The 26,800-nt window shown below is 56.3% G+C and carries 24 protein-coding genes and 2 pseudogenes; 13 read left to right on the top strand and 13 right to left on the bottom strand.

Annotated features, from left to right (window positions below; all coding sequences use genetic code 11):
• Positions 1–206: 206 nt before the first annotated feature.
• From ftsH to CGZ77_RS00975, 6 genes and pseudogenes are all read right to left on the bottom strand, one after another.
• Positions 207–2,111, bottom strand: coding sequence for an ATP-dependent zinc metalloprotease FtsH (gene ftsH / locus CGZ77_RS01000; protein WP_369799222.1), 1,905 nt, complete (start codon positions 2,109–2,111; stop codon positions 207–209).
• A 139-nt stretch (positions 2,112–2,250) separates the two neighbouring features.
• Complete coding sequence (locus tag CGZ77_RS00995; RefSeq protein ID WP_009426027.1) at positions 2,251–2,871, bottom strand: RlmE family RNA methyltransferase; 621 nt, start codon at positions 2,869–2,871, stop codon at positions 2,251–2,253.
• A 172-nt stretch (positions 2,872–3,043) separates the two neighbouring features.
• Positions 3,044–3,301 carry an ESPR domain-containing protein gene (locus CGZ77_RS00990; RefSeq protein WP_009426029.1) on the bottom strand — a complete coding sequence of 86 codons (258 nt, stop codon included), beginning with the start codon at positions 3,299–3,301 and terminating at the stop codon, positions 3,044–3,046.
• Positions 3,302–3,381: 80 nt separating this feature from the next.
• A pseudogene (locus CGZ77_RS12715) lies at positions 3,382–3,800 on the bottom strand (hypothetical protein).
• 151 nt (positions 3,801–3,951) lie between these two features.
• Entirely contained in the window at positions 3,952–4,266 is a 315-nt protein-coding gene (locus tag CGZ77_RS00980) for a colicin immunity domain-containing protein (protein WP_232504841.1), read from the bottom strand.
• Between the two features lie 5 nt (positions 4,267–4,271).
• Complete coding sequence (locus tag CGZ77_RS00975; RefSeq protein WP_094030840.1) at positions 4,272–5,579, bottom strand: colicin D domain-containing protein; 1,308 nt, start codon at positions 5,577–5,579, stop codon at positions 4,272–4,274.
• 79 nt (positions 5,580–5,658) lie between these two features.
• Between CGZ77_RS00975 and CGZ77_RS11880 the strand changes: the two are divergent.
• The 4 genes and pseudogenes from CGZ77_RS11880 to CGZ77_RS00960 form a co-directional block, all read left to right on the top strand.
• Positions 5,659–5,904, top strand: a pseudogene (locus CGZ77_RS11880) (IS1595 family transposase); the annotation flags it as partial.
• A gap of 42 nt (positions 5,905–5,946) precedes the next feature.
• Positions 5,947–6,756: a serine O-acetyltransferase gene (gene cysE, locus CGZ77_RS00970; RefSeq protein WP_009425183.1), complete on the top strand. Its 810-nt coding sequence runs from the start codon at positions 5,947–5,949 to the stop codon at positions 6,754–6,756.
• Positions 6,757–6,869: 113 nt separating this feature from the next.
• Complete coding sequence (locus CGZ77_RS00965; RefSeq protein WP_009425184.1) at positions 6,870–8,177, top strand: nucleotide sugar dehydrogenase; 1,308 nt, start codon at positions 6,870–6,872, stop codon at positions 8,175–8,177.
• A gap of 12 nt (positions 8,178–8,189) precedes the next feature.
• Positions 8,190–9,257, top strand: coding sequence for a Gfo/Idh/MocA family protein (locus CGZ77_RS00960; protein ID WP_009425185.1), 1,068 nt, complete (start codon positions 8,190–8,192; stop codon positions 9,255–9,257).
• Here CGZ77_RS00960 and CGZ77_RS11875 read toward each other — a convergent pair.
• Positions 9,196–9,498, bottom strand: a complete 303-nt coding sequence (locus CGZ77_RS11875) for a hypothetical protein (protein WP_157697475.1) — start codon at positions 9,496–9,498, stop codon at positions 9,196–9,198. The two genes, CGZ77_RS00960 and CGZ77_RS11875, sit on opposite strands and share 62 nt — an antisense overlap.
• 133 nt (positions 9,499–9,631) lie before the next feature.
• Complete coding sequence (locus CGZ77_RS00955) at positions 9,632–10,420, bottom strand: DsbC family protein (protein WP_009425882.1); 789 nt, start codon at positions 10,418–10,420, stop codon at positions 9,632–9,634.
• Positions 10,421–10,559: 139 nt separating this feature from the next.
• Here CGZ77_RS00955 and CGZ77_RS00950 point away from each other — a divergent pair, with 139 nt between their 5' ends.
• Positions 10,560–11,078, top strand: coding sequence for a hypothetical protein (locus tag CGZ77_RS00950; protein WP_036495918.1), 519 nt, complete (start codon positions 10,560–10,562; stop codon positions 11,076–11,078).
• Complete coding sequence (locus CGZ77_RS00945) at positions 11,075–11,866, top strand: 3'-5' exonuclease (RefSeq protein WP_009425884.1); 792 nt, start codon at positions 11,075–11,077, stop codon at positions 11,864–11,866. The genes CGZ77_RS00950 and CGZ77_RS00945 overlap by 4 nt, the downstream gene beginning before the upstream one ends.
• A 295-nt stretch (positions 11,867–12,161) precedes the next feature.
• Here CGZ77_RS00945 and clpX read toward each other — a convergent pair whose 3' ends face one another.
• A complete protein-coding gene (gene clpX / locus CGZ77_RS00940) occupies positions 12,162–13,412 on the bottom strand; it encodes an ATP-dependent Clp protease ATP-binding subunit ClpX (RefSeq protein ID WP_009426121.1) in 1,251 nt (416 codons plus the stop codon).
• A gap of 330 nt (positions 13,413–13,742) precedes the next feature.
• On the opposite strand from clpX, the gene CGZ77_RS00935 reads away from it, so the two are divergent.
• Positions 13,743–14,684 carry a serine hydrolase gene (locus tag CGZ77_RS00935; protein ID WP_009426123.1) on the top strand — a complete coding sequence of 314 codons (942 nt, stop codon included), beginning with the start codon at positions 13,743–13,745 and terminating at the stop codon, positions 14,682–14,684.
• Between the two features lie 217 nt (positions 14,685–14,901).
• On the opposite strand, the gene CGZ77_RS00930 is transcribed toward CGZ77_RS00935, so the two are convergent.
• Entirely contained in the window at positions 14,902–15,453 is a 552-nt protein-coding gene (locus tag CGZ77_RS00930; RefSeq protein ID WP_009426125.1) for an adenine phosphoribosyltransferase, read from the bottom strand.
• 126 nt (positions 15,454–15,579) lie between these two features.
• On the opposite strand from CGZ77_RS00930, the gene gmk reads away from it, so the two are divergent.
• From gmk to CGZ77_RS00915, 3 genes are read left to right on the top strand one after another with little or no spacing between them, the layout of a single operon-like run.
• On the top strand, positions 15,580–16,200 hold the full coding sequence (gene gmk, locus CGZ77_RS00925) for a guanylate kinase (protein WP_009426126.1): 621 nt from the start codon (positions 15,580–15,582) through the stop codon (positions 16,198–16,200).
• A gap of 53 nt (positions 16,201–16,253) precedes the next feature.
• Positions 16,254–16,460, top strand: a complete 207-nt coding sequence (gene rpoZ, locus CGZ77_RS00920) for a DNA-directed RNA polymerase subunit omega (protein WP_009426127.1) — start codon at positions 16,254–16,256, stop codon at positions 16,458–16,460.
• A gap of 19 nt (positions 16,461–16,479) precedes the next feature.
• Complete coding sequence (locus tag CGZ77_RS00915; protein ID WP_094030839.1) at positions 16,480–18,639, top strand: bifunctional (p)ppGpp synthetase/guanosine-3',5'-bis(diphosphate) 3'-pyrophosphohydrolase; 2,160 nt, start codon at positions 16,480–16,482, stop codon at positions 18,637–18,639.
• A 703-nt stretch (positions 18,640–19,342) separates the two neighbouring features.
• Here the strand turns inward: CGZ77_RS00915 and asd are convergent.
• Entirely contained in the window at positions 19,343–20,458 is a 1,116-nt protein-coding gene (gene asd / locus CGZ77_RS00910) for an aspartate-semialdehyde dehydrogenase (protein ID WP_009426131.1), read from the bottom strand.
• Between the two features lie 234 nt (positions 20,459–20,692).
• Positions 20,693–22,099, bottom strand: coding sequence for an oxygen-independent coproporphyrinogen III oxidase (gene hemN, locus CGZ77_RS00905; protein ID WP_094030838.1), 1,407 nt, complete (start codon positions 22,097–22,099; stop codon positions 20,693–20,695).
• A gap of 136 nt (positions 22,100–22,235) precedes the next feature.
• Between hemN and fnr the strand changes: the two genes are divergently transcribed.
• Positions 22,236–22,973, top strand: coding sequence for a fumarate/nitrate reduction transcriptional regulator Fnr (gene fnr / locus CGZ77_RS00900; RefSeq protein WP_009426134.1), 738 nt, complete (start codon positions 22,236–22,238; stop codon positions 22,971–22,973).
• A gap of 74 nt (positions 22,974–23,047) precedes the next feature.
• Here the strand turns inward: fnr and CGZ77_RS00895 are convergent, their stop codons facing one another.
• Positions 23,048–23,998 (bottom strand): LysR substrate-binding domain-containing protein, encoded by a 951-nt coding sequence (locus tag CGZ77_RS00895; RefSeq protein WP_009426135.1) that lies wholly within the window; start codon positions 23,996–23,998, stop codon positions 23,048–23,050.
• Positions 23,999–24,398: 400 nt separating this feature from the next.
• Here CGZ77_RS00895 and CGZ77_RS00890 point away from each other — a divergent pair, with 400 nt between their 5' ends.
• Both CGZ77_RS00890 and thiL read left to right on the top strand, forming a co-directional pair.
• Positions 24,399–25,145 (top strand): OmpA family protein, encoded by a 747-nt coding sequence (locus tag CGZ77_RS00890; protein WP_009426136.1) that lies wholly within the window; start codon positions 24,399–24,401, stop codon positions 25,143–25,145.
• Between the two features lie 585 nt (positions 25,146–25,730).
• Positions 25,731–26,690 (top strand): thiamine-phosphate kinase, encoded by a 960-nt coding sequence (thiL, locus tag CGZ77_RS00885; RefSeq protein WP_009426138.1) that lies wholly within the window; start codon positions 25,731–25,733, stop codon positions 26,688–26,690.
• Positions 26,691–26,800 lie beyond the last annotated feature (110 nt).

The following is a 26,800-nucleotide window of genomic DNA, read 5'->3' as shown; positions in this document are numbered from 1 at the left end:
AAATAAAGCGCGCAGTGTAAGCAGCTTGGACGCGGAATGCAAGCTGAGGCGCGGGTTTGGGCGGTCTGCGGAACAGGCAGGCCGTCTGAAAGCGGGGCTGCGACGGAGCGGCGGTTCTGCTTTCAGACGGCCTCTTCCGTTTGCGTGCCGCATAAAAACAGAAAAACAGCCCGCAGGTACGGGCTGTTTGGAGACGGTATCGCTTATCAGGCGTCCGGCGTGCTTGGGGCGGCAGGCGGAGCGTCGGCTTCGGCGCTGTCTTGTCCGCCGTTTTGCACTTCGGAATCGCCCGCTTTGCCTGTTTCTTCTTCGTCTTCTTGACGAAGATTGTGGCTGTAATCCTTTGGCGGGCTGGGCTGCTTGCCTTCCATGATTTCAAGCACTTGGTCGCGGTCGATGGTTTCCCATTCCATCAAGGCTTGGGTCATGGTTTCCATTTTGTCGCGGTTTTCGTCGAGGATTTTGTAGGCGATGGCGTATTGCTCGTCCAAAATACGGCGGATTTCGGCATCGACTTCCTGCTGCGTTTTCTCGGAAATGTGCTGCGAACGGGTAACGCTGCGGCCGAGGAAGACTTCGCCTTCGTTTTCGGCATACACCATCACGCCCATTTTGTCGCTCATGCCGTAGCGCGTCACCATTTCGCGGGCGATTTGCGTGGCGCGCTCAAAGTCGTTGGACGCACCGGTGGAAATACGGCCGACAAACAAATCTTCGGCAATACGTCCGCCAAACAGAATGGAAATTTGGTTGAGCATCTGGTCTTTGTACATGCTGATGCGGTCGCGCTCGGGAAGCTGCCAGGTTAAGCCCAGCGCGCGGCCGCGCGGCATGATGGTTACTTTGTGCACGGGGTCGGTGCCTTCCAGGCTTTCGGCAACGATGGCGTGGCCGGATTCGTGGTAGGCGGTGGCGCGTTTTTCGTCTTCGTGCATCACCATGCTGCGGCGTTCGGGGCCCATGTAGATTTTGTCTTTGGCGTCTTCAAAATCGCTCTGGTCGACTTTGACTTTGTTGCGCCGGCCGGCAAACAGGGCGGCTTCGTTCACCAGGTTGGCCAAATCCGCGCCGGAGAAGCCGGGTGTGCCGCGCGCCAGCGAGACCAAATCGACGGATTCGTCGAGCGGCACTTTTTTGGCGTGCACGTTCAGAATCTGCTCGCGGCCGCGTATGTCGGGCAGGGGGACGACCACTTGGCGGTCGAAGCGGCCGGGGCGTTGCAGCGCGGGGTCGAGCACGTCGGGGCGGTTGGTGGCGGCGATAACGATGACGGTTTGGTTGCTCTCGAAGCCGTCCATTTCCACCAAAAGCTGGTTGAGCGTCTGCTCGCGTTCGTCGTTGCCGCCGCCCAAGCCCGCGCCGCGCTGGCGGCCGACGGCGTCGATTTCGTCGATAAAGATGATGCAGGGGGCGTTTTTCTTGGCCTGCTCGAACATGTCGCGCACTCGGCTTGCACCCACGCCGACAAACATTTCCACGAAATCCGAACCGGAAATGCTGAAAAACGGTACGCCCGCTTCGCCGGCGATGGCTTTGGCCAGCAGGGTTTTGCCCGTGCCGGGGCTGCCCGCCAGCAAAATGCCGCGCGGCATACGGCCGCCGAGACTCTGATAGCGGTTGGGCGCGCGCAGGTAATCGACGATTTCCTGCACTTCTTCTTTGGCTTCGTCGCAGCCCGCCACATCGGCAAAAGTAACTTTGTTGGCATTGCTGTCTAACAGGCGGGCGCGGCTTTTGCCGAAGGAGAACGCACCGCCTTTGCCGCCGCCGCCGGTCTGCATGCGCATGAAATAAAACCACGCGCCGATCAGCAGCAGCACGGGCAGCAGGCTGAAAAACAGGCTGCCGAGCATGCTCTGGCGTTCTTCGGGCGTAACCTGCACGCGGACGTTTTTCGCCAGCAGGCGTTCGGACAGTTTGTAGTCCATCGGCGCGTTGGTTACGAATTTGCTTTTGTCGGTGCGCTCGCCTTTGAGCGTGTAGCCCGCCAGTGCCGAGCCTTCGATGGTTACCGAGGCGATTTCGCCTTTGTCGACCTGTCGGACAAATTGGGAATATTCGATCTGCCGCGCCTCGTCCCTCTGGCTTTTGACGGCGTTGAAGGCCGCCATCAGTCCGATAATCAAGGCCGACCAAATCAGCAGGTTTTTTACAATGCTCCTCACAAAAACGGGCTCCCAGAATAAATAAAAGATTGAAAATACGGTGGTAAAAAACAGAAAGGCGGCCGAGCCGTCTTCCGGCGGAATGTCAGGTTTTGTTCTTGCCCAACAGGTAGATTTCGCTGGAACGGTTGCGCGAAGCGTCAGGCTTGCGCGTCTGAACCGAAGCGAAGCTGCGCCGCATTTCGGCCAGATATTCCTGATAACCGGCACCCTGAAACACCTTAACCAAAAAATTTCCGCCCGTTTTCAGATGGTTTCGGGCGAAATCCAAGGCCAGTTCGTTCAGATAAAGGCTTTTTGCCGCGTCGGTAACCGCGTGGCCGCTCATATTGGGCGCCATATCGCAGATTACAAGATCTAGCGCGCGGCCGCCGAGCAGGGCTTCAAATTGCGCGAGCACGTCGTTTTCGCGGAAGTCGCCCTGAATGAAGGACACGCCTTCGACCGCTGCCATAGGCAGGATGTCGAGCGCGAACACCTTGCCCGACGCGCCCGCCAGTTTCGCCGCAGCCTGCGACCAGCTCCCCGGCGCGCTGCCCAAGTCGGCTAACACCGTTCCAGGCTTGATGAGTTTGTCTTTTTCGTTGATTTCCAAAAGTTTGTAGGCAGCACGGGCGCGGTAGCCGTCTTTTTGCGCGAGATGGACGTAGTGGTCGTTTATATGCTCGTTGAGCCATGCTTTGGAAGATTTGGAACGCGCGGCCATCGCCAACCCCGAAAATGCAAAAGGCCGCCATTCTACACGATTTTCAGACGGCCTTAACTGTGGAAACCAACGGCATTGTTTACACTAAACTATAGGTTGGGAAACGATGCCCTTAGTATTTCAAAGGACGTATTTCTTTCAGGTTGCTTTGGGGTTTGATGGTATTGGAAATTTACAAAGCGGATTTGTCGGCTTGGATGTAGGCGGCGGGCAGGCGGAAGGCGGAACCGAAACCGGCCAGCAGGCTGAAGGCGAGGACGGAGAAATGCAGCCGGCAGCCTGAACGGGTTTTTAGGCTGCCGTTACCGCCACCGGCTTCTCCGCCTGAGCGCTCGCCGGGACTTTTGCCCTGCCCGATGGCAGTCTCGGCTACGGCCATCAGGATGCCGCGGGTGCGGTTGAAAACGATTTTATGGCAGTGTTTGTTCATGGTAGGGGGTATCCGTAGTGTGTGCGGGGAAGGCAGCCTGAAAACGGGAGATGGAAGTTTCAGGCTGCCTTACGGCTTCACTATTCACGCCATTCGGGAATCTCGGTTTCAACGACAGAATGGATGTTTTAGGCAGGCGTAAAAAGGCATCCCATGCGGTCAGGACGGTTTTGAAAACCGACAGCGGACAGCTTAGGTCGGGGAAGCCGTCTTCTTCGTCAAATTCGTTGTGATAAAAACTGACCATATTGTTATGAAATTCTAATTCGAATTGCTGCCCGCCGCTAAATTCGGTAGCCGATGCATCTTTTGAAACTTTTTCTATGATTCTCTAATGCTTCTCAATACGATCAGGCAGGTAAATATCGCTGGTCATTGAAACTGAAAGATAAGAAAATATTTTATTAAAACAAATTAGTTCATTATCATGCTCATCCAAGAACGAACAGCATCTATAATCGATTTCCTTATCATAATAATAATATTTAATTTTAATCATAATGTATCTTAAGTTAAGGTTCATAAATTGGATAAGCTAGGAACTCTTTACCAAATCAAACTGAATTTTCTCGGGATGTTTAAACATCAATGTCGAGATCGGTTTCGTCATATATGAAGAAAAGTCCCCTTCACGAATAAAACACATCCATTCATTTCCCATTCCGAATATTTTCCCATGTTTCATATGCCTCATCAGAATTTTTACTGTTTAAAAATATTGAAACTGCCTGCTTAAGTTCATGCTCATCTAATTCCCAAGGCTCTATGTCCTCTCTAAATTCCAATGGACAATAACGGTCTGCAATAATGTATAAACTTCCCGCAATGTCAGCACGATCCCATTGCTCCCCACCTCCAAAATCACTGGCGTTACTTCTCCACATTTCCATATATGCATCAACAAAAGTATCAGCGTCTATTTTGTCATCAATAAAGTCTGTTGCTAAGCATAACAATGGGCTCATTTTTTTCATTGAAAATATCCATTCTTAATAAAATTATTATACTGTGGCTGTCCTTTATTTAATTTTATCACTGTAACGAATTCATCATCTTTGGAAAATACAACAGCAATATTACTGTCACGATTATAAAAAACTTTAGAATCTGGCAGACGATAACGGCCATATTGAATAGTTTCTTTATGCTTCATATGATTAATAATAGCATCTCCAAAAATTTTCCAATTCGAAGGATTTGATTTTTTAGTATCAATACCAAATTCAACAGCATGTTTAAATTTCTTCTGTAATTGCTTTTGAGATAATTTAGCTCTGTTGATATAATTAATATTTCTTACTGAATTTTCAAATTTTTCTAATACTTTAGGTGAGCTTTTCGCCTCTTTGGCCAATTCAAACAACTCCTTGGCTGTGCGCAAATCCCCCGCTTCTTTGGCAGCTTCGTAGGCCTTTCTGAAATCGCGGACGGTTTCTAGTTTTTTAGCTACTTTCACTCCCGGAATGGCAAAAATAGTTGCAACAGCATAATCTCTAAACGTGTCGGCCTGTTTGAAATCTTTAATCGTTCCGACAACCGTCATATCGGTAAGCAGCTCACTGCCAATCCTCATCATTTTTGCATTGGCGGCAATTTCTTCCGGTGATTTGCCGTAAGACATCAATACAACAGTATCGGTTTTGCCGAACTCGTCGCTATGAACCTGCCTTCTTTCGGGATTAAATGCCATTTTAAAATCAAACAATCTGCTTAATGGAGTGGCACTTAATCCACTCATAGCAACTTCCGCTTCTTTTCTCAACCGAGTACATAAAGGAGAACGGATATTGGCATTGCATTCAGCTAGTAGTCGCAAATCGCGCTCTTTATTTAGCCTTTCCAACCTTTTTTGTTCCGCGCAGGCTACCTTATTTCCTTTTCGGCAATCTGCGGCAGCATCTACTTGGGCATTGAGTTCCTCTCTAGTTAAGTAATTATTCTCCACCGCATTCTGCCCCAACACACCCCCTACCTGTGCGTTGAACAGGGCATTGGTGTTTGCGCCGTTGGTGCCGTTCAGGCTGCCTCCGGCCGCACCCACCACCGAAGCGATAGCCCCGGTCTGCGCTTTGATCTCTTCCTTAATGTGCTCGGGTAACAGGTTGGGATTGAATTTCCCCGTTGTCGGGTCAATCGCGGTATGGCCGTCGTCGTATTGCTTGGCCAGGTAGCCGGCTGCGCGTTCGGCAGTAACAGCAGCGCTGCCGCCGGCAAGCGGGTCGGCGCCGTTGGCGTAGGCTAAGGCGGCGCCGAGCATAAAGTAGGCGATGGTTTGCAAGGGTCTCGCGTGGAGAATCGAGACGGTTCTAAAATATTAAGGGGCTGTACTAGATAAGCAGTCATGTTAGACTGCAAAAATGAAGATAACCCGTTGTAAACTAAAAAAGAGTATTCAAAAGAAACTGCTTCAGTTTTTTGTACTCGAAGTTACTGCCCGTTCAGCAGCTGATTTATTGGGCATCCACCCTAATTCGGCAGTGCTGTTTTACCGCAAGATTCGCGAAGTCATCAGCCATCATCTTTCACTGGAAGCCGATACGGTTTTTGACGGCTCAATTGAGTTGGACGAGAGTTATTTTGGCGGACACCGCAAAGGCAAACGCCGAACTTTTCTAACACATAAGTACAACAGAGGCCGTCTGAAAATGGAACACATCACCTTCAACCTTTGGCAAACCATACGCGAAGAAGCCGCGCAGGCGGCGGCGGAAGAGCCCATGCTGGCCAGTTTCCTGCACATGACCGTGCTGCGGCACGACAGCTTGGAACGTGTGCTGGCCTTCCATCTGTCGAGCAAACTCGCCAGCCCCACCATGGATATGCGGATTCTTTACGAGCTGTACCTCCATGCCTTGGAAACCGATCCCGAAATTGCCGCAGCGGCCGGCGCGGACATCGTCGCGTATTACGAACGCGACCCCGCCTGCGACCAATACTGCCTGCCGCTGCTTTATTTCAAAGGTTTCCACGCCATTCAGGCACACCGTATCAACCACTGCCTGTGGCGCGAAGGCCGCAAAACGTTGGCCTATTTTCTGCAAAACCGCGCATCCGAAGTGTTCGGCGTCGATATCCATCCTGCCGCCAAATTCGGGCGCGGCATCATGATCGACCACGGCACGGGCGTCGTGATTGGCGAAACCGCCGTGCTGGGCAACGACATTTCCATCCTGCACGGCGTTACCCTCGGCGGCTCGGGCAAAGAGGGGGGCGACCGCCATCCGAAAATCGGCGACGGCGTGATGATAGGCGCGAACGCCTCCGTGCTCGGCAACATCCGCGTTAACGAATGCGCCAAAATCGGCGCGGGCAGCGTCGTGGTGGCCGACGTGCCGCCGTTCACCACCGTGGTCGGCGTGCCCGCGAAAACCGTCGGGAACAAAAGCAAAGTCAAACCTTCGGCCGAAATGAACCAAAACTTCTTTGAAGAAGACCATCAGGACTTTTATATCTGACGCCCCGCCGTTTTTTCAGACGGCCTGCAAACTCGGCGGATTGTATTTGGAGTACAATCCGCCGCTTTCCGTTCTCAACACAAACAGGCCGTCTGAAAAGACGGTTTCCATCCATGAAACACAGCACCATCGAAAAATTCCGCGGCAAAACCGCCATCATCGGCATCGTCGGCCTGGGCTACGTCGGCCTGCCGCTGGCGCTGCGCTACGCCGAAGCGGGTTTCCGCGTCCTCGGCTTCGACATCGACCCTGCCAAAGTCGGCAAACTCAACAGCGGCCGAAGTTATATCGAACACATCCCAGCCGCCAAAATCGCCGCCGCCGTTTCAGACGGCCTCTTCTCCGCCACCACCGACTTCTCCCGCATCGGCGAAGTCGAAGCCGTGATTTTGTGCGTACCCACCCCGCTCAACAAATACCGCGAACCGGACATGAGCTTCGTTATCGACACCACCGACGCGGTCAAACCCTATCTGCGCGCCGGACAAGTATTGTCGCTCGAATCCACCACCTACCCTGGCACGACCGAAGAAGAGCTGCTGCCGCGCGTGGAAGAAGGAGGCCTGAAAGTCGGCGAAAACGTGTTCCTCGTGTACTCGCCCGAACGCGAAGACCCGGGCAACCCCGATTTTGAAACCCGCACCATCCCCAAAGTCATCGGCGGCCACACCCCCGCCTGCTTGGAAGTCGGCCTCGCGCTTTACCAACCGGCCATCGACAAAGTCGTGCCCGTCAGCTCCACCAAAGCGGCCGAACTCACCAAACTTCTGGAAAACATCCACCGCGCCGTCAACATCGGTTTGGTTAACGAGATGAAAATCGTGGCCGACAAAATGGACATCGACATCCACGAAGTCATCAATGCCGCCGCCACCAAACCCTTCGGCTTCGTCGCCTACTATCCCGGCCCCGGCTTGGGCGGCCACTGCATCCCCATCGACCCCTTCTACCTCACTTGGAAAGCCCGCGAATACGGCGTGAACACCCGCTTCATCGAGCTGGCCGGCGAAGTAAACTCGCACATGCCCGAATATGTGGTGAACAAAACCGTACTCGCGCTCAACGACCGCCAACGCGCCATCAAAGGCAGCAAAGTGCTGGTCTTGGGTATCGCCTACAAGAAAAACGTGGACGATATGCGCGAAAGCCCGTCGGTAGAAGTGATGGAACTCTTGCGCGACTTGGGCGCGGACATTTCCTACTCCGACCCGCACGTCCCCGAATTCCCCGTGATGCGCGAACACTCGTTCGACCTCAAAAGCGTACCGCTGACCGCCGAGAGCATCGCGTCCTACGACTGCGTCGTGCTCACCACCGACCACGACAAATTCGACTACGGCCTGCTCAAACAGCACGCCAAGCTCATCATCGACACACGCGGCAAATACCAAGGCCGCCACGCCAACATCGTCAAAGCATAAAGGCCGTCTGAAATGTTTGAACCCGTACGCTACGAAACCATCACCGGCGGTAAAATCAAATTCGCCCTTGTGGGCTGCGGCCGTATCTCCAACAACCACTTCGGCTCGTTTGAAGCCCTGAAAGACGACTGCGAAGTCGTGGCCGTATGCGACACCGACCCCGCCGCCCTTCAGACGGCCGTAGAGCGCACCGGCGCGAAAGGCTATGCCGACTACGCGCAGATGCTCGCCGAAACCGACGCCGACATCATCGTACTCACCACTCCCTCCGGCCTGCATCCGCAGCAGGCGGTGGACGCGCTCGAATCCGGTTTCCACGTTGTAACCGAAAAACCGATGGCCACCCGCCTTGCCGACGGCGAACGCATGGTGCAGGCCGCCGACAAAGCGGGCAAACGCCTCTTTGTCGTCAAACAAAACCGCCTCAACGCCACCCTGCAACTGTTGAAACGCGCCGTCGAAGAAAAACGCTTCGGCAAAATCTGCATGGTGCACCTCAACGTATTCTGGACGCGCCCGCAGTCGTATTACGACCAAGGGGGCGGCTGGCGCGGCACATGGGAATTTGACGGCGGCGCGTTTATGAACCAAGCCAGCCATTATGTCGACCTGATGGAATGGCTCATCGGCCCCGTTGTCGACGTGCAGGCCATGATTGCCACCCACCGCGACATCGAAGCCGAAGACACCGGCGTGATGAACATCCGCTGGCGCAACGGCGCACTCGGCTCGATGGCCGTAACCATGTGCACCTACCCGAAAAACCTCGAAGGCTCGATTACCATCTTGGGCGAAACGGGTACGGTACGCATCGGCGGCATGGCCGTCAACGAAATCCAAGAATGGAATTTCGCCGACAGCCGCGACTACGACGGACAAATCAAAGCTGCCAACTACGAAACCACCTCGGTTTACGGCTTCGGCCACCCGCTCTACTACAAAAACGTCATCGATGTGATGCGCGGCCAAGCCAAACCGATTACCGACGGGCGCGAAGGCCTCAAATCGCTGGAGCTGCTCATCGCCGCCTACCGCTCTGCCCGCGACAACCAAACCGTCTCCCTGCCGCTGGTTTACTGAACGCGGCACATAAAAGAGGCCGTCTGAAAAAACCTGCGAAGCAGGTTTTTTCAGACGGCCTCCCCGTTTCAGACGGCCTCCCCGTTTCAGACGGCCTCCCCGTTTCAGACGGCCTCCCCGTTTCAGACGGCCTCCCCGTTTCAGACGGCCTCCCCGTTTCAGACGGCCTCCCCGTTTCAGACGGCCTCCCCGTTTCAGACGGCCTCCCCGTTTCAGACGGCCTCAACCCTTTCAGAAACACCGAAACGTGCGGGCACCTGCGGCACACATTCTGCGTCCCAACAATGTTTTCAGGCGGCTGCCCCCAAAGGTGGCCGTCTGAAAAAAGGCCGTCTGAAACCCGGGCGGTTTCAGACGGCCTCTGTGTTGCAGCCTTATTTCTGGTTGTCTTTGATGAGTTTTTCCAGTTGCGGCATGGGCACGTAGCCTGCCGTGGTTTTGCCGTTGGGGAAGGCGATGGCGGGGGTGCCGTGGAAGCCGAACTGTTCGCCCAGCGAAGTGGTTTCGGCGACGGGGTTGTCGCAAGCGGCAACCTGCGGCGGCATGACGCCTTTGCGCATCCAGTTGATCCAGGCGGCGGTGCGGTCGCTTTGGCACCAGATTTGTTCGGCTTTGCGCGCCGCGTCGGGATGCAGGCTCGCCAAAGGCATCATAAAGCTGTAAATCGTGATGTCGGTCATTTTGGCAAACTCGTGTTCCAGTTTTTTGCAGAACGGGCAGTCGGGATCGGAGAACACCGCCACTTGCAGCTTGCCGTTGCCGCGCACTTCTTTGATGGCCATGTCGAAGGGCAGGCTGTTGTAGTCGATGGCGCTCAGCTCGGCGGTGCGCTCGTCGGTGAGGCTTTTGCGGTTTTTGATGTCGATCATGTCGCCGACTATCATGAATTCGCCTTTGGCGTCGATGTAGACTATGGTTTTGCCGCTCAACACGGCTTCGTAAATGCCCGCTATCGGCGTGGGGCGGACGCTTTGGACTTTGAGCTGCTGCTCGGCATAGGCTTTTTCCAGAGCCGTGCGGATGGTTTGTTCCACAGCGGCATCGGCTTTGGCGCCCTGTTGCGCGGCGGATTTGGCGGGATAGTGTGCGACTTGCGCCTGGTTTTGTCCGCAGGCGGCCAGCATCAGCGCGGCGGTCAGGACGGGCAGGATTTTTTTGTTCATGGCGGCTTTGTTTCCTCAAATTAAAATCGGCCGCCATTATGCCGAAAAAATGCCGTTTGCGCCTGCCAATTTGCATGACAAAAACCGCAGCTTGCCGCAAAATCCGCTCGTTTCAAACCGAAGAAACCGGCTTTACTCCATGACCCAACCCAGCCTGCCCGACTGGCACACGCCGCAGGAATGCCTCGTCATTTTGTCCGCCCTGCCGGAAAACCGCCGCAACAGAGCCCTGTATCTCCTGCCCGACCGATTCGCCGGCGAAGATTTTCAGACGGCACACGCAGCCGTCTTGCGCCTGCTGCTGCACTCGCCGCAGATGCGCGGTTTGGAAAACGTCAAATGCTGGCTGTACGAAGTGCTTTCGGGCGGTGCGGATTGGACGGCGTGGCAGACGGAAATCCTCGCCGCGTCCGACGGTTTGCACCTCGAAACCTGCCGCACCTTCGGCGATTGGGTCGGCATGCACGGCGATACCGCTGTTGAAAAAGCGGAAGCATTCGTGCACGCCCTGTTTGCCCTGCCGCCAAGCCCGCAGACGGTCGAAATCCTGTTCGGCTGCCTTTATTGGCACGAAACTCTGTGCCGCCGCCACCCCGAATGGGAAGAGTGGCTGCAAAAGCAAATCCGCCCGCAACCCGCCAAGGAAGAAAACCCATGACCCCCATCCTCGCCTTCGACATCGAAACCGTGCCCGACGTGCGCGGCATCCGCACCCTTTACGACCTGCCCGCCGAACTTTCCGACGCCGAAGTGGTGGAGTTCGCGCAGCAGAAACGCCGCGCCAAAACCGGCAGCGACTTCATGCCCCTGCACCTGCAACGCGTCGTCGCCATATCCTGCTGCATGCGATGGGGGCAGGACAAAATCCACGTCGGCACGATAGGCGACATCGGCGACGATGAAGAAACCGTTATCGCCCGCTTTTTCGAGCTGGTGGAAAGCCACACCCCGCAGCTGGTGAGCTGGAACGGCGGCGGCTTCGACCTGCCCGTTCTGCACTACCGCGCCCTTATCCACGGCATCACCGCCGCCCGCTACTGGGACACCGGCGAAGGCGACTTCGGCGACAGCCGCGACTTCAAATGGAACAACTACATCAGCCGTTACCACAGCCGCCATTGCGACCTGATGGATTTGCTCTCCCTCTACCAAGCCCGCGCCGCCGTGCCGCTGGACGACATGGCCAAACTCTGCGGCTTCCCCGGCAAACTCGGCATGGATGGCGGCAAAGTATGGGAAGCCTTCCACGCAGGCCGTCTGAAAGACATCCGCGACTACTGCGAAACCGACGCCGCCAACACCTATCTGATGTACCTGCGCTTCCGCCTGATGAACGGCGCGCTCGACGCCGACGAATACGAACAGGAAATCCGCCGCCTGAAAAACTACCTGTCCGGCCTGTCCGAACAGCCGCACTGGCGCGAATTTCTCGCTGCCTGGGGCTGAGAGACAGATAGGCGAAAGGCCGTCTGAAAACCGCGAAAGCGGTTTTCAGACGGCCTTTTTCAGACGGCCTTTTTCAGACGATCTGACGTTTTTTCCACCGATGCGTAGGTTGTGTCGCACAGCGACGCACGCGTCCCCAATGTTCCGACAAAACCATTCAGGCTGTTGCCCGCAAAAAAATCAAAAACCGCGTGCGCCGCAAAGGTTGCCAGCAGTCCCTGCACCCGGTTAATAGGGAAAGGCCGTCTGAAAGCCTTGTGCGAGACTTTCAGACGGCCTTTTGGCGTGTGGCGGCTTATCCCTTATATTCTTCGCCGTTTTCCAAGAACAGCAGCGGCGGTTGCTGTTTGTCGATAACGTCGGCGGTGATGAGCACTTTTTTCACCTGCGGCAGGTCGGGCAGGCGGTACATGGTTTCCATCAGGGCGCGTTCGACGATGGAGCGCAGGCCGCGCGCGCCGGTTTTGCGGCTCATGGCGAGTTTGGCGATGGCGCGCAGGGCGGCTTCTTCAAATTCGAGTTCCGCCCCTTCCATGGCCAGCAGCGCCTGATATTGTTTCACCAGCGCGTTTTTCGGCTCGGTGAGGATGTTGATGAGTGCGTCTTCATCGAGTTCGGCCAGGGTGGCGATTACGGGCAGGCGGCCGATCAGTTCGGGAATCAGGCCGAATTTGATTAAGTCTTCCGGCTCGACGATTTCAAACAGCTCGGTGATGGCGGCGTTTTCGTCTTTGCTGTGCACCGACGCACCGAAGCCGATACCGCCTTTTTCGGTGCGCTGGCGGATGACTTTTTCCAAACCGGCAAACGCGCCGCCGCAGATGAAGAGGATGTTGGTGGTGTCGACTTGGACGAAATCCTGGTTGGGATGCTTGCGCCCGCCCTGCGGGGGCACGCTGGCAACCGTGCCTTCGATGAGTTTGAGCAGCGCCTGCTGCACGCCTTCGCCCGACACGTCGCGGGTGATGGAGGGGTTGTCGCTTTTGCGCGAGATTTTGTCGATTTCGTCGATGTAAACAATGCCGCGCTGGGCTTTTTCCACGTTGAAATCGCATTTACCCAAGAGCTTGGTGATGATTTGCTCGACGTCTTCGCCGACATAGCCCGCTTCGGTGAGCGTGGTGGCGTCGGCCATCACGAAGGGCACGTCGAGTTTGCGCGCCAGCGACTGCGCCAGCAGGGTTTTGCCCGATCCGGTCGGGCCGATGAGGAGGATGTTGGATTTGGACAGTTCGACTTTGCCGCCCGCCTGCGGGTGGCGCAGGCGTTTGTAGTGGTTGTAGACGGCGACGGCGAGGGCTTTTTTCGCCTGTTCCTGGCCGATAACGTGGTCGTCGAGGTTGGCGACGATTTCGGCGGGCGTGGGCAGTTTGTCTGCGGTACCGTCGCTGCCGTCTGCCTTGCCGGCACCGTCGTCGGCTTCGAGCATCACGCCGCAGGTTTCCACGCATTCGTTGCAGATATAGGCGTCTTGGCCTTCAATCAGGTGTTTGACTTCCTGCTCGGATTTGCCGCAAAAGGAGCAGTGGCGGTTTTCTGTGGTCATGGTTTTACCTCGGCAGCGCAAACGGACAGGCCGTCTGAAAGTCTGAAAAAAGTGGGCGATTATAATGATTGGCCGTGGTTTTTTCAATTTTCAGACGGCCTGACAAGGCAGTGCGGCGGCAGGGGCGCTGGCGGCGGAAACGAAAACTCGTGCAAAACTGCGTCTGCCCGCTTTACAAGGCGTTTGCTTTTCACAGACAATGCGCCGCGACCTCAAACAGGCAGCGCTTCTCCCTAAGCCGATGGCGCGGAATAAAAAATATTTTCAGACGGCCTCCCCGTCTTTGTGTCGCGCCGCCGGACGAATCTTTGCAATTTTACGGATAACACGATGTACGCAACCCGGTTTTACAAAAAGGCCGCCGCCGTTCTGCTCGGCCTGAGCCTGTTCCCCCTCAACGCCGCCGCCGACGATTTGGACGTGCTCGGCCAGTTTCTGCAACAGAATTTCCCCACCGAGCAGGATCCGTTGGGCACTTTCCTTGCCAACAATCCGGGCGATATGCTCGAAGCGCAGGCCGCCATCGCAGGCCCGCTTTTGGCTTCGCAGTCGGCTTTGATTATGAACAACCGCACAGGCGAAGTGCTGTATCAGAAAAACATGAACCGCGTGATGCCCATCGCGTCGATTTCCAAACTGATGTCGGCGATGGTGACGCTGGACGCGCGCCTGAATATGGACGAGGTGATTACCATCACGGAAGACGAAATCGACCGCCTCAAAGGCACGGGCAGCCGCCTTTCGGTGGGTACGCAGCTGACGCGGGCGCAGCTTTTGCACCTGAGTCTGATGTCGAGCGAAAACCGCGCCACCCACGCGCTGGGGCGCACCTATCCGGGCGGCATGGGTGCGTTTGTCGCCGCGATGAATGCCAAAGCGCAGAGCCTGGGTATGGCCAGCAGCCGTTTTTACGAGCCGACCGGCTTGGACTACCGCAACGTGTCCACCGCCGCCGATTTGAGCAAGCTGGCGAACGCAGCGGCCAAATATCCGCAAATACGCCGTAACAGCACGTCCACCTACGGTTCGGTGTACACCAGTGCCGGCCGCCAGCAAAACTATAAAAATTCCAACGCCCTCGTGCGCGAAGGCTTGTGGGATATAGAATTGCAGAAAACGGGCTATATCCGCGAGTCGGGTCGTTCGATGGTGGTGAAAGCCAGAATCGGCAGCGAGCCGGTAACCATCGTGCTGCTCAATTCGCCCACCACCACCACCCGCGTCAACGACGCGCGCAAAATCCAAAGCTGGATGATGCAGAGGCCGTCTTAAAAACGGCGGCTGCGGCTTGCAGCATTCAAAGAGGCCGTCTGAAACGTTCCAGCGTTTTCAGACGGCCTCTTTTCAGACGGCCTCATCCGATGCGCGGACGCAGGCCGGTTCGGATACGAAAGCGGTTTGAAACAGCGGCGGGTACGGTTTGCCGCCATACGAAAAGGCCGTCTGAAAGCCTTTCGGCATTTTCAGACGGCCTTTTTTTCAGACGGCCTCAGGCGATATCGGGCATACAGCCTTCGTTTTGGTAGAGCGTAAACAGCGGCACGCCCGCGTCGCGGATGCGTTGTCCGCCCGGCAGATCGGTAAATTCCAAAATGGCGGCGGCTTCCACCACATTGCCGCCGAGGCGGCGGATCAGCTCCGCGCCCGCCAGCATCGTGCCGCCCGTGGCCACCAAGTCGTCCACCAGCAGCATGCGTGCGCCCGGCTGCAGTGCGTCGGTGTGGATTTCCACCGTTGCCTCGCCGTATTCCAGCGCGTATTTCTGCGACACGGTTTTGAAAGGCAGCTTGCCTTTTTTGCGGATGGGGACGAAGCCGACGTTCAACTGGTAGGCCAGCGCCGCGCCGATGATAAAGCCGCGCGCGTCCAAACCCGCCACGGCGTCGATTTTCTGATCCATGTAGCGGTAGACCAGCAGATCCACCAGCAGGCGGAAATACTGCGGGCTTTGCAGAATCGGCGTAATGTCGTGAAACAGAATCCCCTTTTCCGGCCAGTCGGGAATCGTGCGCATTTTTTCAAAAAGGGCTTCCACGCCCATCACTTCGGGATGAATCAACACCGCCGTAATCCTCGTTGTCAAAGCAAAAGCGGCATTGTAACAAATTTTCTATTCCGTCGCGGTTGCGCTATAATCCGAAGCCTTATTCCACGCGATTTCCGTATCATGAGCGCAAAAAATCCCGGCAATATTTTCATCATTTCCGCCGCTTCGGGCACGGGCAAAACAACGCTGGTGTCGCGCCTGCTGTCCGCCCATGCCGACGTGCGCGTTTCCATATCGCACACCACCCGCGCCCCGCGTGAAGGCGAGCGGCACGGCGAGCATTATTATTTCGTCGGCACGGCGGAATTTGAAGAAATGGCCGATGCGGGCGGCTTTCTCGAACATGCCAACGTGTTCGGCAATTATTACGGCACCAGCCTCGCCGGCCTCAAAGCCCTGCAAAACGAAGGCTTCGACGTGATTTTGGAAATCGACGTACAAGGCGCCGAGCAGGTTCGCCGCGCCCTGCCCGAAGCCGTCGGCATCTTTATCCTGCCGCCGAGTTTCGCCGAGCTGGCCGAACGCCTGCGCGGGCGCGGCACCGACGCGCCGGAAGTGGTGGAAAAAAGGCTGCGCCAGGCGCGCGGCGAAATCGAACAGTCGCTGCTGTTCGACTACATCGTCGTCAACCGCGATCTGGCCGAGGCCGAAGCCCAGCTGGGCGCGATTATCCGTGCGCACAGGCAGACTCTGGAGCGGCAGCAGAACTTTATCGAACACCTGCTCTCGGAAAATTTCTGAATTTCTCCGAATCCGTCTCAAACCAATTCTCAAACAAACAAGGAAACCCGAAAATGGCACGCATCACCGTAGAAGACTGTTCCGACAAAATCACCAACCATTTCGACCTGACACTTGCCGCCGCCCGCCGCGCCCGCCAGCTGGAAAACGGCACCGCGCCGCTGGTGGACGACGTGCGCAACGACAAGCCCACCGTCACAGCATTGCGCGAAATCGCTGCCGGACAGGTCACGGCCGATATCCTCAACCGCAGCAAATAACGTTTCAGGCCGTCTGAAAATGTCCGTCGTCCCCGCGCCCGCCGCCCCCTACGATCCGCTGACCGCCCAAGCGCGCGGCCTGCTGTTCGATGCCGCGTCCTACCTTCCCAAAGAAGATTTGGAGCGCCTGGAAAAAGCCTGCGCCTACGCCTTTTCCGCCCACGACGGACAAACGCGCAAAAGCGGCGAGCCCTACATCACCCATCCGATTGCCGTTGCCACCGAGCTGGCCAAATGGCATATGGACATCCAAACGCTCAGCGCGGGGCTGATGCACGACGTCTTGGAAGACACGGGTGTCACCAAAGAGGAAATGGCTGCCGAGTTCGGCGACGCCATCGCCGATATGGTAGACGGTCTCTCCAAGCTGGAAAAACTGCAATACGACAACCAAACCGAACATCAGGCCGAGAGCTTCCGCAAGCTGATTCTGGCGATGACCAAAGACATGCGCGTCATCATCGTCAAACTGTCCGACCGCCTGCACAATATGCGCACGCTCGGCTCGATGCGCCCCGACAAACGTCGCCGCATCTCGCAGGAAACGCTGGAAATCTATGCCCCGATTGCCAACCGCATCGGCCTCAACCCCGTTTACCGCGAATTGCAGGATCTCTCCTTCCAAAACATCTACCCGTCGCGCTACCGCACCCTGCAAAAAGCGATGAACAACTTCCGCCGCAACCGGCGCGACATCGTCGGCAAAGTGCTGGCGGCGTTCAGCCAGCGGCTGGTCGGCGCCAACATCGAAGCGCAAATCAAAGGGCGTGAAAAAAACCTGTACAGCATCCATCAGAAAATGCGCAACAAACACCTGCGCTTCGACGAAGTGATGGACATCTACGGCTTCCGCGTCATCACCAACAGCATCCCCGCCTGCTACGCCGCACTCGGCGCGCTGCACGGCCTCTACCAGCCCAAGCCCGGCAAATTCAAAGACTACATCGCCATCCCCAAAAGCAACGGCTACCAAAGCCTGCACACCACACTCACCGGCCCGCACGGCCTGCCGATAGAAGTGCAGATACGCACCCGCGAGATGAATGCCGTTGCCGAAAGCGGCGTTGCCAGCCACTGGGTGTACAAATCGGGCGACGACCGACCCGACCAGGCCACGCTCAACGCCAACAAATGGCTGCAAAACATTCTCGACTTGCAGGCGCGTTCGGCCAACGCCGTCGAATTCCTCGAACACGTCAAAGTCGACCTTTTCCCCAGCGAAGTCTACATCTTCACCCCTAAAGGCCGCATCCTCGTACTGCCCGAAGGCGCAACCCCCATCGACTTCGCCTACGCCGTGCACACCGACATCGGCAACCGCACCGCCGCCGCCCGCGTCAACAACAGCATGGTGCCGCTGCGTACCCGCCTGAAAACCGGCGACACCGTCGAAATCGTCACCTCCGATCAAGCACGGCCGAACGCCGCCTGGCTCAACTTCGCTGTTTCCGGCCGCGCCCGCAGCGCCATCCGCAGCTACATCAAAAACATGAACCGCCGCGACGCCGTCGAACTGGGCGAAAACCTGCTGCAAAAAGCCCTCGCCGGCCTTCTGCCGCGCGACGTCCTCCTGTCGGAAGAACTCAAAGAAGCCTATCTTGCCGACCTCACCGAAAAACAAACCAGCTTTGAAGACGTGCTGTACAGCGTCGGCATGGGGCACACCCTGCCCGTTTCCGTTGCCATGCACATTGCCGAGCTGGCGGGACAGCACCTCGGCGGCGAAGTGCGCCTCAGCCCGATAAAAATCAGCGGCAACGAAACCGGCCGCGTCCACCTCGGCCAATGCTGCAACCCGATACCCGGCGACGCCATCCGCGCCATCCTGATTAAAGACCAAGGGCTGATTATCCACCGCGAAACCTGCCCCAACCTGCTCAAAAGCGATCCCGACCAGCAGCTTGACGCCGACTGGGAAAACATCGGTGGCCACACCTACCACACCGTCCTGCTTGTCGCCTCGCAGGACAGCCACGGCCTGCTGGCGGCCATGGCGATGGCCATGTCCGAGCAGGGCGCCGACATCGAAGCCGTGGAAACGCCCTCGCAAAGCCAGTCGGGCACGGAAGGCTTTATCGAATTCAAATTCCGCATCAAAACGCAGGATCTCAAACAGCTCAACAGCATCATCCACGCCCTGCACACCATCCCGCAGGTACGCCGCGTCACCCGTTTGTAAATCCCAAGCGTAAACGAGAGGCCGTCTGAAAAACCGAAAAAGGTTTTGCAGACGGCCTGATGTACATCTTGTGCTGAGTCTTTGCTAGGGGCTGTTGACATTCAGCTTGCGAAGCGGTTTTTTGAGGAAAAATTCGTGTTTGCAAGGAAAAAGCGTAGCAAGGTTGGACACCTTGCGAGCATTTTTGACGCGGCAGGCGCGGATTTTTACCAAAAATACCGCCGCAAGGCTGATTGTCAACAGACCCTACGTTGCATAAAGAAAGATAAAGGCCGTCTGAAAGCTGTTTTTTGTTTTCAGACGGCCTCTGTGTAAATGAAGAGTGGCGGTTTTGCCTTGTAACCCTTCATCGGAGGCAAAAGGCTGTCTGAAAGCGGTGGGACGACTGAACTCCCTTTTCCGCCCGTAGGGGAGGGCTGGGGCGGGGCTTATGTCGTTGCGGCAACTTTTGCGGGAGCGGCAGCGAATGCAGCTCTGCGCACTGTCACCCACCCCGACCCTCTCCCGCGCTTGTGGCGCAGGGGAGGGAGTAAAGAGAGTGGGAGAGTTGGCGGTTTCAGACGGCCTTTCGGGTTTTCGGGCTGCATGATTCAAATTTTGTGCTGAGCCTTTGCTACGCTGCATAAAGAAAGATAAAGGCCGTCTGAAAACCGGTTTTCCGTTTCAGACGGCCTTTTAAGCGGTCAAGCCCAATCGGGCGGTTTTACAGCGAGCCTAAGATAATCCGCAGCACGCGGCGCAGGGGTTCGGCCGCACCCCAGAGGAGCTGGTCGCCTACGGTAAACGCGCTGATGTATTCGCCGCCCATGCCGAGTTTGCGGATACGGCCGACGGGTACGGACAGCGTGCCGGTTACTTTGGCGGGGGTCAGCTCGTGAATGCTGGCTTCTTTTTCGTTGGGGATGACTTTCACCCAGTCGTTCGCACCGGCCAAAATGCTTTCGATTTCGGCTACGGACAGGTCTTTTTTCAGCTTCAGCGTGATGGCCTGGCTGTGGCAGCGCATTGCGCCGACGCGCACGCACAGGCCGTCGATAACGGTGGGATCGGCGCTGCGGCCGAGGATTTTGTTGGTTTCCACGCCGCCTTTCCATTCTTCTTTCGACTGGCCGTTGCCCAAATCCGCGTCAATCCACGGAATCAGGCTGCCGGCAAGCGGTACGCCGAAGTTGGCTTTGGGATAGGAGTCAGAGCGTAAAAAATCGGACACTTTTCGGTCGATGTCGAGAATCGCGCTTGCCGGGTCGGCCAGCTCGGCGGTTACTTGGCTGTGAATCGCGCCCATGCCGCTGATGAGTTCGCGCATATTTTTCGCACCCGCGCCGGAGGCGGCCTGATAGGTCATGCTGGTTGCCCATTCGACGAGGTCGTTTTGGAACAGGCCGCCGAGCGCCATCAGCATCAGCGATACTGTGCAGTTGCCGCCGATGTAGTTTTTCACGCCGTTTTGCAGGCCGGCATCGATGACGTTGCGGTTGACGGGGTCGAGCACGATAATCGCGTCGTCGGCCATACGCAGCGAAGATGCCGCATCAATCCAGTAGCCGTTCCAGCCCGAATCGCGCAGGCTTTGGAATACGGATTTGGTGTAATCGCCGCCCTGGCAGGTAACGATAATGTCCATTTTCGCCAATTCGGCGATGTTGTTGGCATCGAGCAGCGTTTTGGCGGCCTGGCCGAAATCGGGTGCCGCGCCGCCTACGTTGGATGTGGTGAAGAAATACGCGTCGGGGATGTGGGCGAAGTCGTTTTCTTCGCGCATGCGCTGCATCAATACTGAACCGACCATGCCGCGCCAGCCGACGAAACCTACTTTCATGATGTGTCTCCGTTTGGGTGTTGGTGAAGAAAGGAAAGCGCGCGTTTTAAACCTGTGCGGGGGAAAAGTAAAGTTTTTTATGCGGCACTCTTTTCAGACGGCCTTTTTGGGCTTTGAGGCCGTCTGAAAAGGGTGTTTTTCTGTTTTCAGACGGCCTTTTTGTCGGACGGTTGGCGTGCGCGAAGTATGAGGCCGTCTGAAAGGTTTTAACCTCTTTCAGACGGCCTTTGTGCTTTATACGGTTTGCGAGTATTGGGCGGTGGTTTCGCGGTGGCGCAGGTGGTAGTCGAAGACCATGGCGATGTTGCGGATGAGGAAGCGGCCTTTGGGGGTGACGGTGAGGCCGTTGGTTTTGAGTTTGACCAGGCCGAGGCGTTCCATTTGTTCGAGGTCGGCCAGTTCGTCGGCGAAGTATTGGGAGAAGGGGATGGCGAAGGTGTCTTGGTAGACGCGGAAGTCGAGGGCGAAGCGGCACATGAGGTCTTGGATGATGTTGCGCCGCAGGATGTCGTCGCGGGTGAGGCGGTAGCCGCGCATGACGGGCAGGCGTCTGGCGTCGAGGGCGGCGTAGTAGTCGGTGATGTTGCGCTCGTTTTGTTCGTAGGTGCAGCCGATTTTGCCGATGGCGGAAACGCCGATGGCGACGAGGTCGCAGTCGGCGTAGGTGGAATAGCCTTGGAAGTTGCGTTGCAGAAAGCCTTCGCGCAGGGCGACGGAGAGTTCGTCGTCGGGTTTGGCGAAGTGGTCCATGCCGATGAAGACGTAGCCTGCGTCGGATAGGCGCTCGACGGCGTATTGCAGGATGTCGAGTTTTTCTTCGCTGGAGGGGACGGCGTCGGTGTCGATGCGCCGCTGGGGTTTGAAGATGTGGGGGAGGTGGGCGTAGTGGTAGAGGGCGAGGCGGTCGGGATCGAGGGAGAGGACGGTGTCGAGGGTGGGCTTGATGCTTGCGAGGCTTTGGTGGGGCAGGCCGTAGATGAGGTCGACGCTGACGGATTTGAAGTCGGCTTCGCGGGCGGCTTCGATAACGGTGCGGGTCTCTTCGACGCTTTGGATGCGGTTGACGGCCTGCTGCACTTTGGGGTCGAAATCCTGGATGCCGACGCTCATGCGGTTGAAGCCGAGGCGGCCGAGGTGGTGCACGGTTTCGCGGCTGACTTTGCGCGGGTCGATTTCGATGGAGTATTCGCCGTCGGGCAGGAGGTTGAAGTGGCGGCGTATCATGGCGAAGACGCGGTCGAGTTGGCCGTCTGAAAGGAAGGTGGGGGTGCCGCCGCCGAAGTGGAGTTGGGCGAGGGGATTTTTGCCTCCGAGGTGGGGGGCGAGCAGTTCCATTTCGCGTTCGAGATAGCCGAGGTACTCGTCGGCGCGGGTTTTGTCTTTGGTGATGATTTTGTTGCAGCCGCAGTAGTAGCAGATGGTGTCGCAGAAGGGGATGTGGATGTAGAGGGACAGGGGTTTGTTGAGTGCGCCCGCGCTGCGCAGGGCGAGGGTTTCGATGTATTCGTTTTCACCGAAATCTTTGTGGAAGCGGTCGGCAGTGGGGTAGGAGGTGTAGCGCGGGCCGCTGGCGGGGAGGGAAGCGATGAGGTTGCGGTCGAATTCCGGCTTTTCTTTGTTGATTATGTTGATGATTTTCATGCGGAAGGGTTTGATGTTGGTAAATGTATGGTAGTTTGCTAGAATGGCACAAAGCCGATGATGATACTTTGATATTAGTCAAGGCGAATTGTATACAGTTTGCCTCAGGTGCAAAAAATTAAGGACTGTAACCAGTATGGCCGCACACACTTTGCTACAACCGATGAAGACGCTTTGTTCGACCTGTTCGCTGCGCGAGCTGTGCCTGCCCGTCGGCCTGCGTCCCAATGAATTCGAGCAGTTGGACACCGTTATCCGACAGAGCCACAGGCTGAAAAAAGGCGAGTTTCTGTTCCGTTCGGGCGAGTCTTTCCATTCCTTTTTCGCCATCCGCACCGGTTTTTTCAAAACGACTGTCGCTTCGCAGGACGGCCGCGATCAGGTAACCGGTTTTTTTATGTCCGGCGAATTGATCGGGATGGACGGTATCTGTACGCATGCGCACAGTTGCGATGCGGTGGCTTTGGAAGACAGCGAGGTGTGCGAGTTGCCGTTCGGCCATATGGAAGAGCTCAGCAAAGTGATTCCGAGCATCCAAACGCATTTCTTCCGCCTGATGAGCCGCGAGATTGTGCGCGATCAGGGTGTGATGCTGCTGTTGGGCAATATGCGTGCCGAAGAGCGGATTGCCGCCTTTTTGCTGAACTTGTCGCAAAGGCTGCACCACAGGGGTTTTGCCGCCAATGATTTCATCCTGCGTATGTCGCGCGAGGAAATCGGCAGCTATTTGGGGCTGAAACTGGAAACGGTCAGCCGCACGCTTTCGCGTTTCCATCAGGAAGAGCTGATTTCGGTGGAGCATAAACACATCAAATTACTGAAACCGGAAGTGCTGAACAGAATGGTATCCGGCGGCAGTATGCACACAGTTTGAATAAAGAGGCCGTCTGAAAAAGCAAAAGCGCTGCAGAGCAAACGTTCTGCGGCGCTTTTGCTTTTTCAGACGGCCTAAATCGAAAAGTCTTCGACAACGGGCGTATACAGAAGTTGGTCGAGCCGCGCCTTGGTTAAAGACGGATCGAAGAGTTCGATAAAACCGTAAACATATCCGCGCAGATAGCTGTCGCTGCGCAGCAGCAGGCCGGTGTGGCAGGGTTCGGTAAGATAGGGAATATCGACCAGCGTCAGATCCGCATCTGCCGTTTTGTCGTAGGCCGGCTTGGCCATCAGGCCGACGCCCAGTCCCAGTCGGACGTAGGTTTTCAGCGCATCGTTGTCGGCCACCGAGACGGCGATCTCCGGTTCGGCAATGTCTGCTTTGGCGAACGCGCGCGAAAGTACGCTGCCGCGCACGAAAGCAGATTCGTAGGCGATTAAGGGATAGGACGCAATGGCTCGGACAGACAGTGCGCCTTTGTGATCGAGCAGCGGATGATCGTTCGGCACGAGCAGACCGTAATGCCAGCTCGAACAGGAAATGCCGCGCAGCTCTGTGCCGTAATCGGAAAGTTCCGATGTCACGGCAAAATCCGTCAGGCCTTCTGAAACCATCCGGCGGATTTCCTCGGGTGTCCCTTGTCGGATAACCAGCCGCACCTTCGGATAGGCTTTGGCAAACTGCGCCACCACAGGCGGTAAAACATAGCGCGCCAAAGTGTGCGTGGCGGCGAGCGTGAGCACCCCGCCGTCTTGTTTGGCAAACTCGCTGCCGATTTTTTTGATGTTTTGGATATCGTGCAAAATCCTCTCGGCCGTCTGTAAAACCGCCTTGCCCGGCTGCGAAACGGAAACGATGCGCTTGCCGCTGCGGATAAAGATGCGGATGCCGAGTTCCTCTTCCAAAAGGCGGATTTGCTTGGATACGCCGGGCTGCGACGTGAACAGAGCATCCGCCGCTTCGGAGACGTTGAGATTGTGTTTGTAGACTTCGAGCGCGTAGCGCAGCTGTTGCAGTTTCATAAGTATGGCGGCGGAATGCGGAATCGGGCTGCGGACTTTAACATAAAAACAAATCCTAATGGCAGAAAACCGCGGCAGATAAAGGGTTGGAGAGCTGCAACGGCGAATGGCGGAAGTGTCTGGCGGTAAAAAGTTCCTGTTGTTTTTGCGCAACTTTAATAAAGGAGGCAGCGTTTTTTCCGGTAAATAAGTGACAGAAAATTGATTTTTCGGCATGATGCGGCATTAGGAAACAGGTTGCTGCCCGCACAGGAGGCAGCGGGATATTGACAGTTTGCATCGGGATTTTTATAGTGCGGACTTGTATATTCTGGTTGCCGTCACGCTGCGGCCTGTATATTGTGCTTTGTAATGGTCTCACAGGTCATTGCATTAACAATCTTTTGATGAGGGAATAATAATGACCAAACAGCTTAAATTAGGTGCATTAATCGTTGCCGCTATCGCTTCTGCCAACGCATTGGCAGCCAGTGAGCCGCATACCAAACACGGCTATGTAGTCAGCCGCGAATCTCAGGAAATCGTCCGCAACAACTATGAAGAGTGCTGGCGTACCATGTACTTCGACAAAGCGACACAGGGTCGTATCGAGTGCGGCGACGCAGAAGCCCAAGCTCCTGCCGCTCCCGAATTTGTAGACGAAACCGTATCGCTGTCCGCCAACACCCTGTTCGGCTTCGACAAAGACAACCTGCGTCCGCAGGCCATCGACACCCTGAACGACTTGGCAGGCCGCCTGTCCAACGAAAACATACAGGCTGTCCGCGTAGAAGGCCATACCGACTTCATGGGCTCCGAGCAGTACAACCAGGCTCTGTCCGAACGCCGCGCCAATGTAGTGGCAAACTACCTTGTAAACCAAGGCGTACCCGCAGGCAAGATTTCCGCAGTCGGTTTGGGCGAATCCCAAGCTCAGATGACCGCAACCTGCGAAGACCAGCTCAAAGGCAAAAAACTGTCCAAAGCCAAACGCCGTGCACAGTTGATCGCATGTATCGAACCCGACCGCCGCGTAGATGTGAAAATCCGCAGCGTGGTTCAGCGTCAGGTTTCTGCCGGTGCTGAAGCTCTCGGCGAGCGTCCTGCCAGCGACAACCACTGGTTGCCGGGTGAGCGTTCCAGCATCCACGGTTACACCCGTTGGTAAGATGATTTTGAAAAACCCCGCGAATGCGGGGTTTTTTCTTTTCATAGGTTTTATGTGCGGTTTTTTGATGTGTGCAGGGTAGCCGTTTTGTTTGTGGTAGCAGCTTCGTCGGGTGGGGCATTTCTTTGTTTTCAGACGGCCTGGCGGAAATACCGCAGTGCGGTTAAATATAGTGAACCAACACGAAAATCTACGGCGTTGCTGTGTCTTAGCTCGAATAGGGCAGGTGTGCTAAGTAAGGTATTAAAAATGCCAAGCAAACCTGCCCGTACTTAGGTGTACTGTCTGCGGCTTGCGGTCTTGTATCTTTCCGTGTTGTTTCAGTTTGGTTTTACGCAGATATAATCGGCCGAAATGGAAAATTTGCTGCCCGGCGTTTTGTCCCCTGATTTTGTCCGGCTGAAAATGAAACGGTGTGCGATGGTTGCGTGCTGCCAAAGTCTAAGCTGTGAATGGCGGCGGCAAAAAATGGCAAATCCGGTGTTTTTTTTTGCATTTGGAAAATACAGTACAGAAAACAATGGAACCAAAACGGCGAAATAAAAACAGCAGAATAAAAAACGTAAATACAGGAGGCGGCAGACAATGAACGAGTTTGACTTTATCAAAACCTATCTTGCCGATGCGGCGAAAGACAAGGCGGTATTGCTTGGGATTGGCGATGATGCAGCCGTGGTTCGTCCCGAACGGGGTAGGGATTTGTGTGTTAGCAGCGATATGTTGCTGGCGGGGAGGCATTTTTTTGCCGATACGGCGCCGCAGGATGTGGCGCACAAGGTTTTGGCGGTTAATTTGTCGGACATGGCGGCGATGGGTGCGCGGCCGCGCTGGGTGTTGCTGAGTGCGGCGCTGCCCGAGCTGGATGCAACATGGCTGCGCTTGTTTTGCGACAGTTTTTTCGCGCTTTGTGCCGAATACGGCGTTTCGCTGATTGGTGGGGATACCACCAAAGGACATTCAGTCTTCAACGTCACGATTATCGGCGATGTGCCGCAGGGTTTGGGATTGCGCCGCAGCGGGGCGCGGGTGGACGACGATGTTTGGGTGTCGGGGCATATCGGCTCGGCGGCGGCAGCTTTGCAGCATATGCTGGACAAGGCGGTTTTGCCCGAACCGGCCGCAGAGCATTGCCGCCGGGCTCTGCTGCGCCCCGTGCCGCGCGTGGCTTTGGGACAGGCACTGTTAACGCTGGCCAATGCCGCGCAGGATATTTCAGACGGCCTGATACAGGATTTGACGCATATTCTCGATGCATCGGGCGTCGGCGCGGAGATTGAGGAAGACAGGCTGCCCGTTCTGCCTGTCTTGCGGGAGTGCCTGCCCGAAGTGGTGCGGCGGCAATGCGTGCTGGCAGGCGGCGACGATTACGAGCTGCTGTTTACCGCTTCTCCGGCGCGGCGCGCCGAAGTGGAGCAGGCGGCGCGGCAGTGTCAAACGGAGGTCTGCCGCATCGGCAGGATTACGGCGCAACACGGCCTACAGGTGCGCGATGCGGCGGGGCGGCCGATACATTTGGCACGCGGCGGTTACGACCATTTTTCCTGAGCAGCGGCGTTTGAAAACCTGTTCGGAGTTTCCGACATTGTCGCCAATCCGTATCGGCCTTTCCGCGTGAAGCTTCTAAGGCCGCTTCCACCTTCGCGGGAGGGCGTTTC

Origin of the sequence: Neisseria sp. KEM232, from assembly GCF_002237445.1 — a bacterium.
In the GTDB taxonomy this organism is placed as follows: domain Bacteria; phylum Pseudomonadota; class Gammaproteobacteria; order Burkholderiales; family Neisseriaceae; genus Neisseria.
This window is presented reverse-complemented; position numbering and strand designations above follow the sequence as displayed.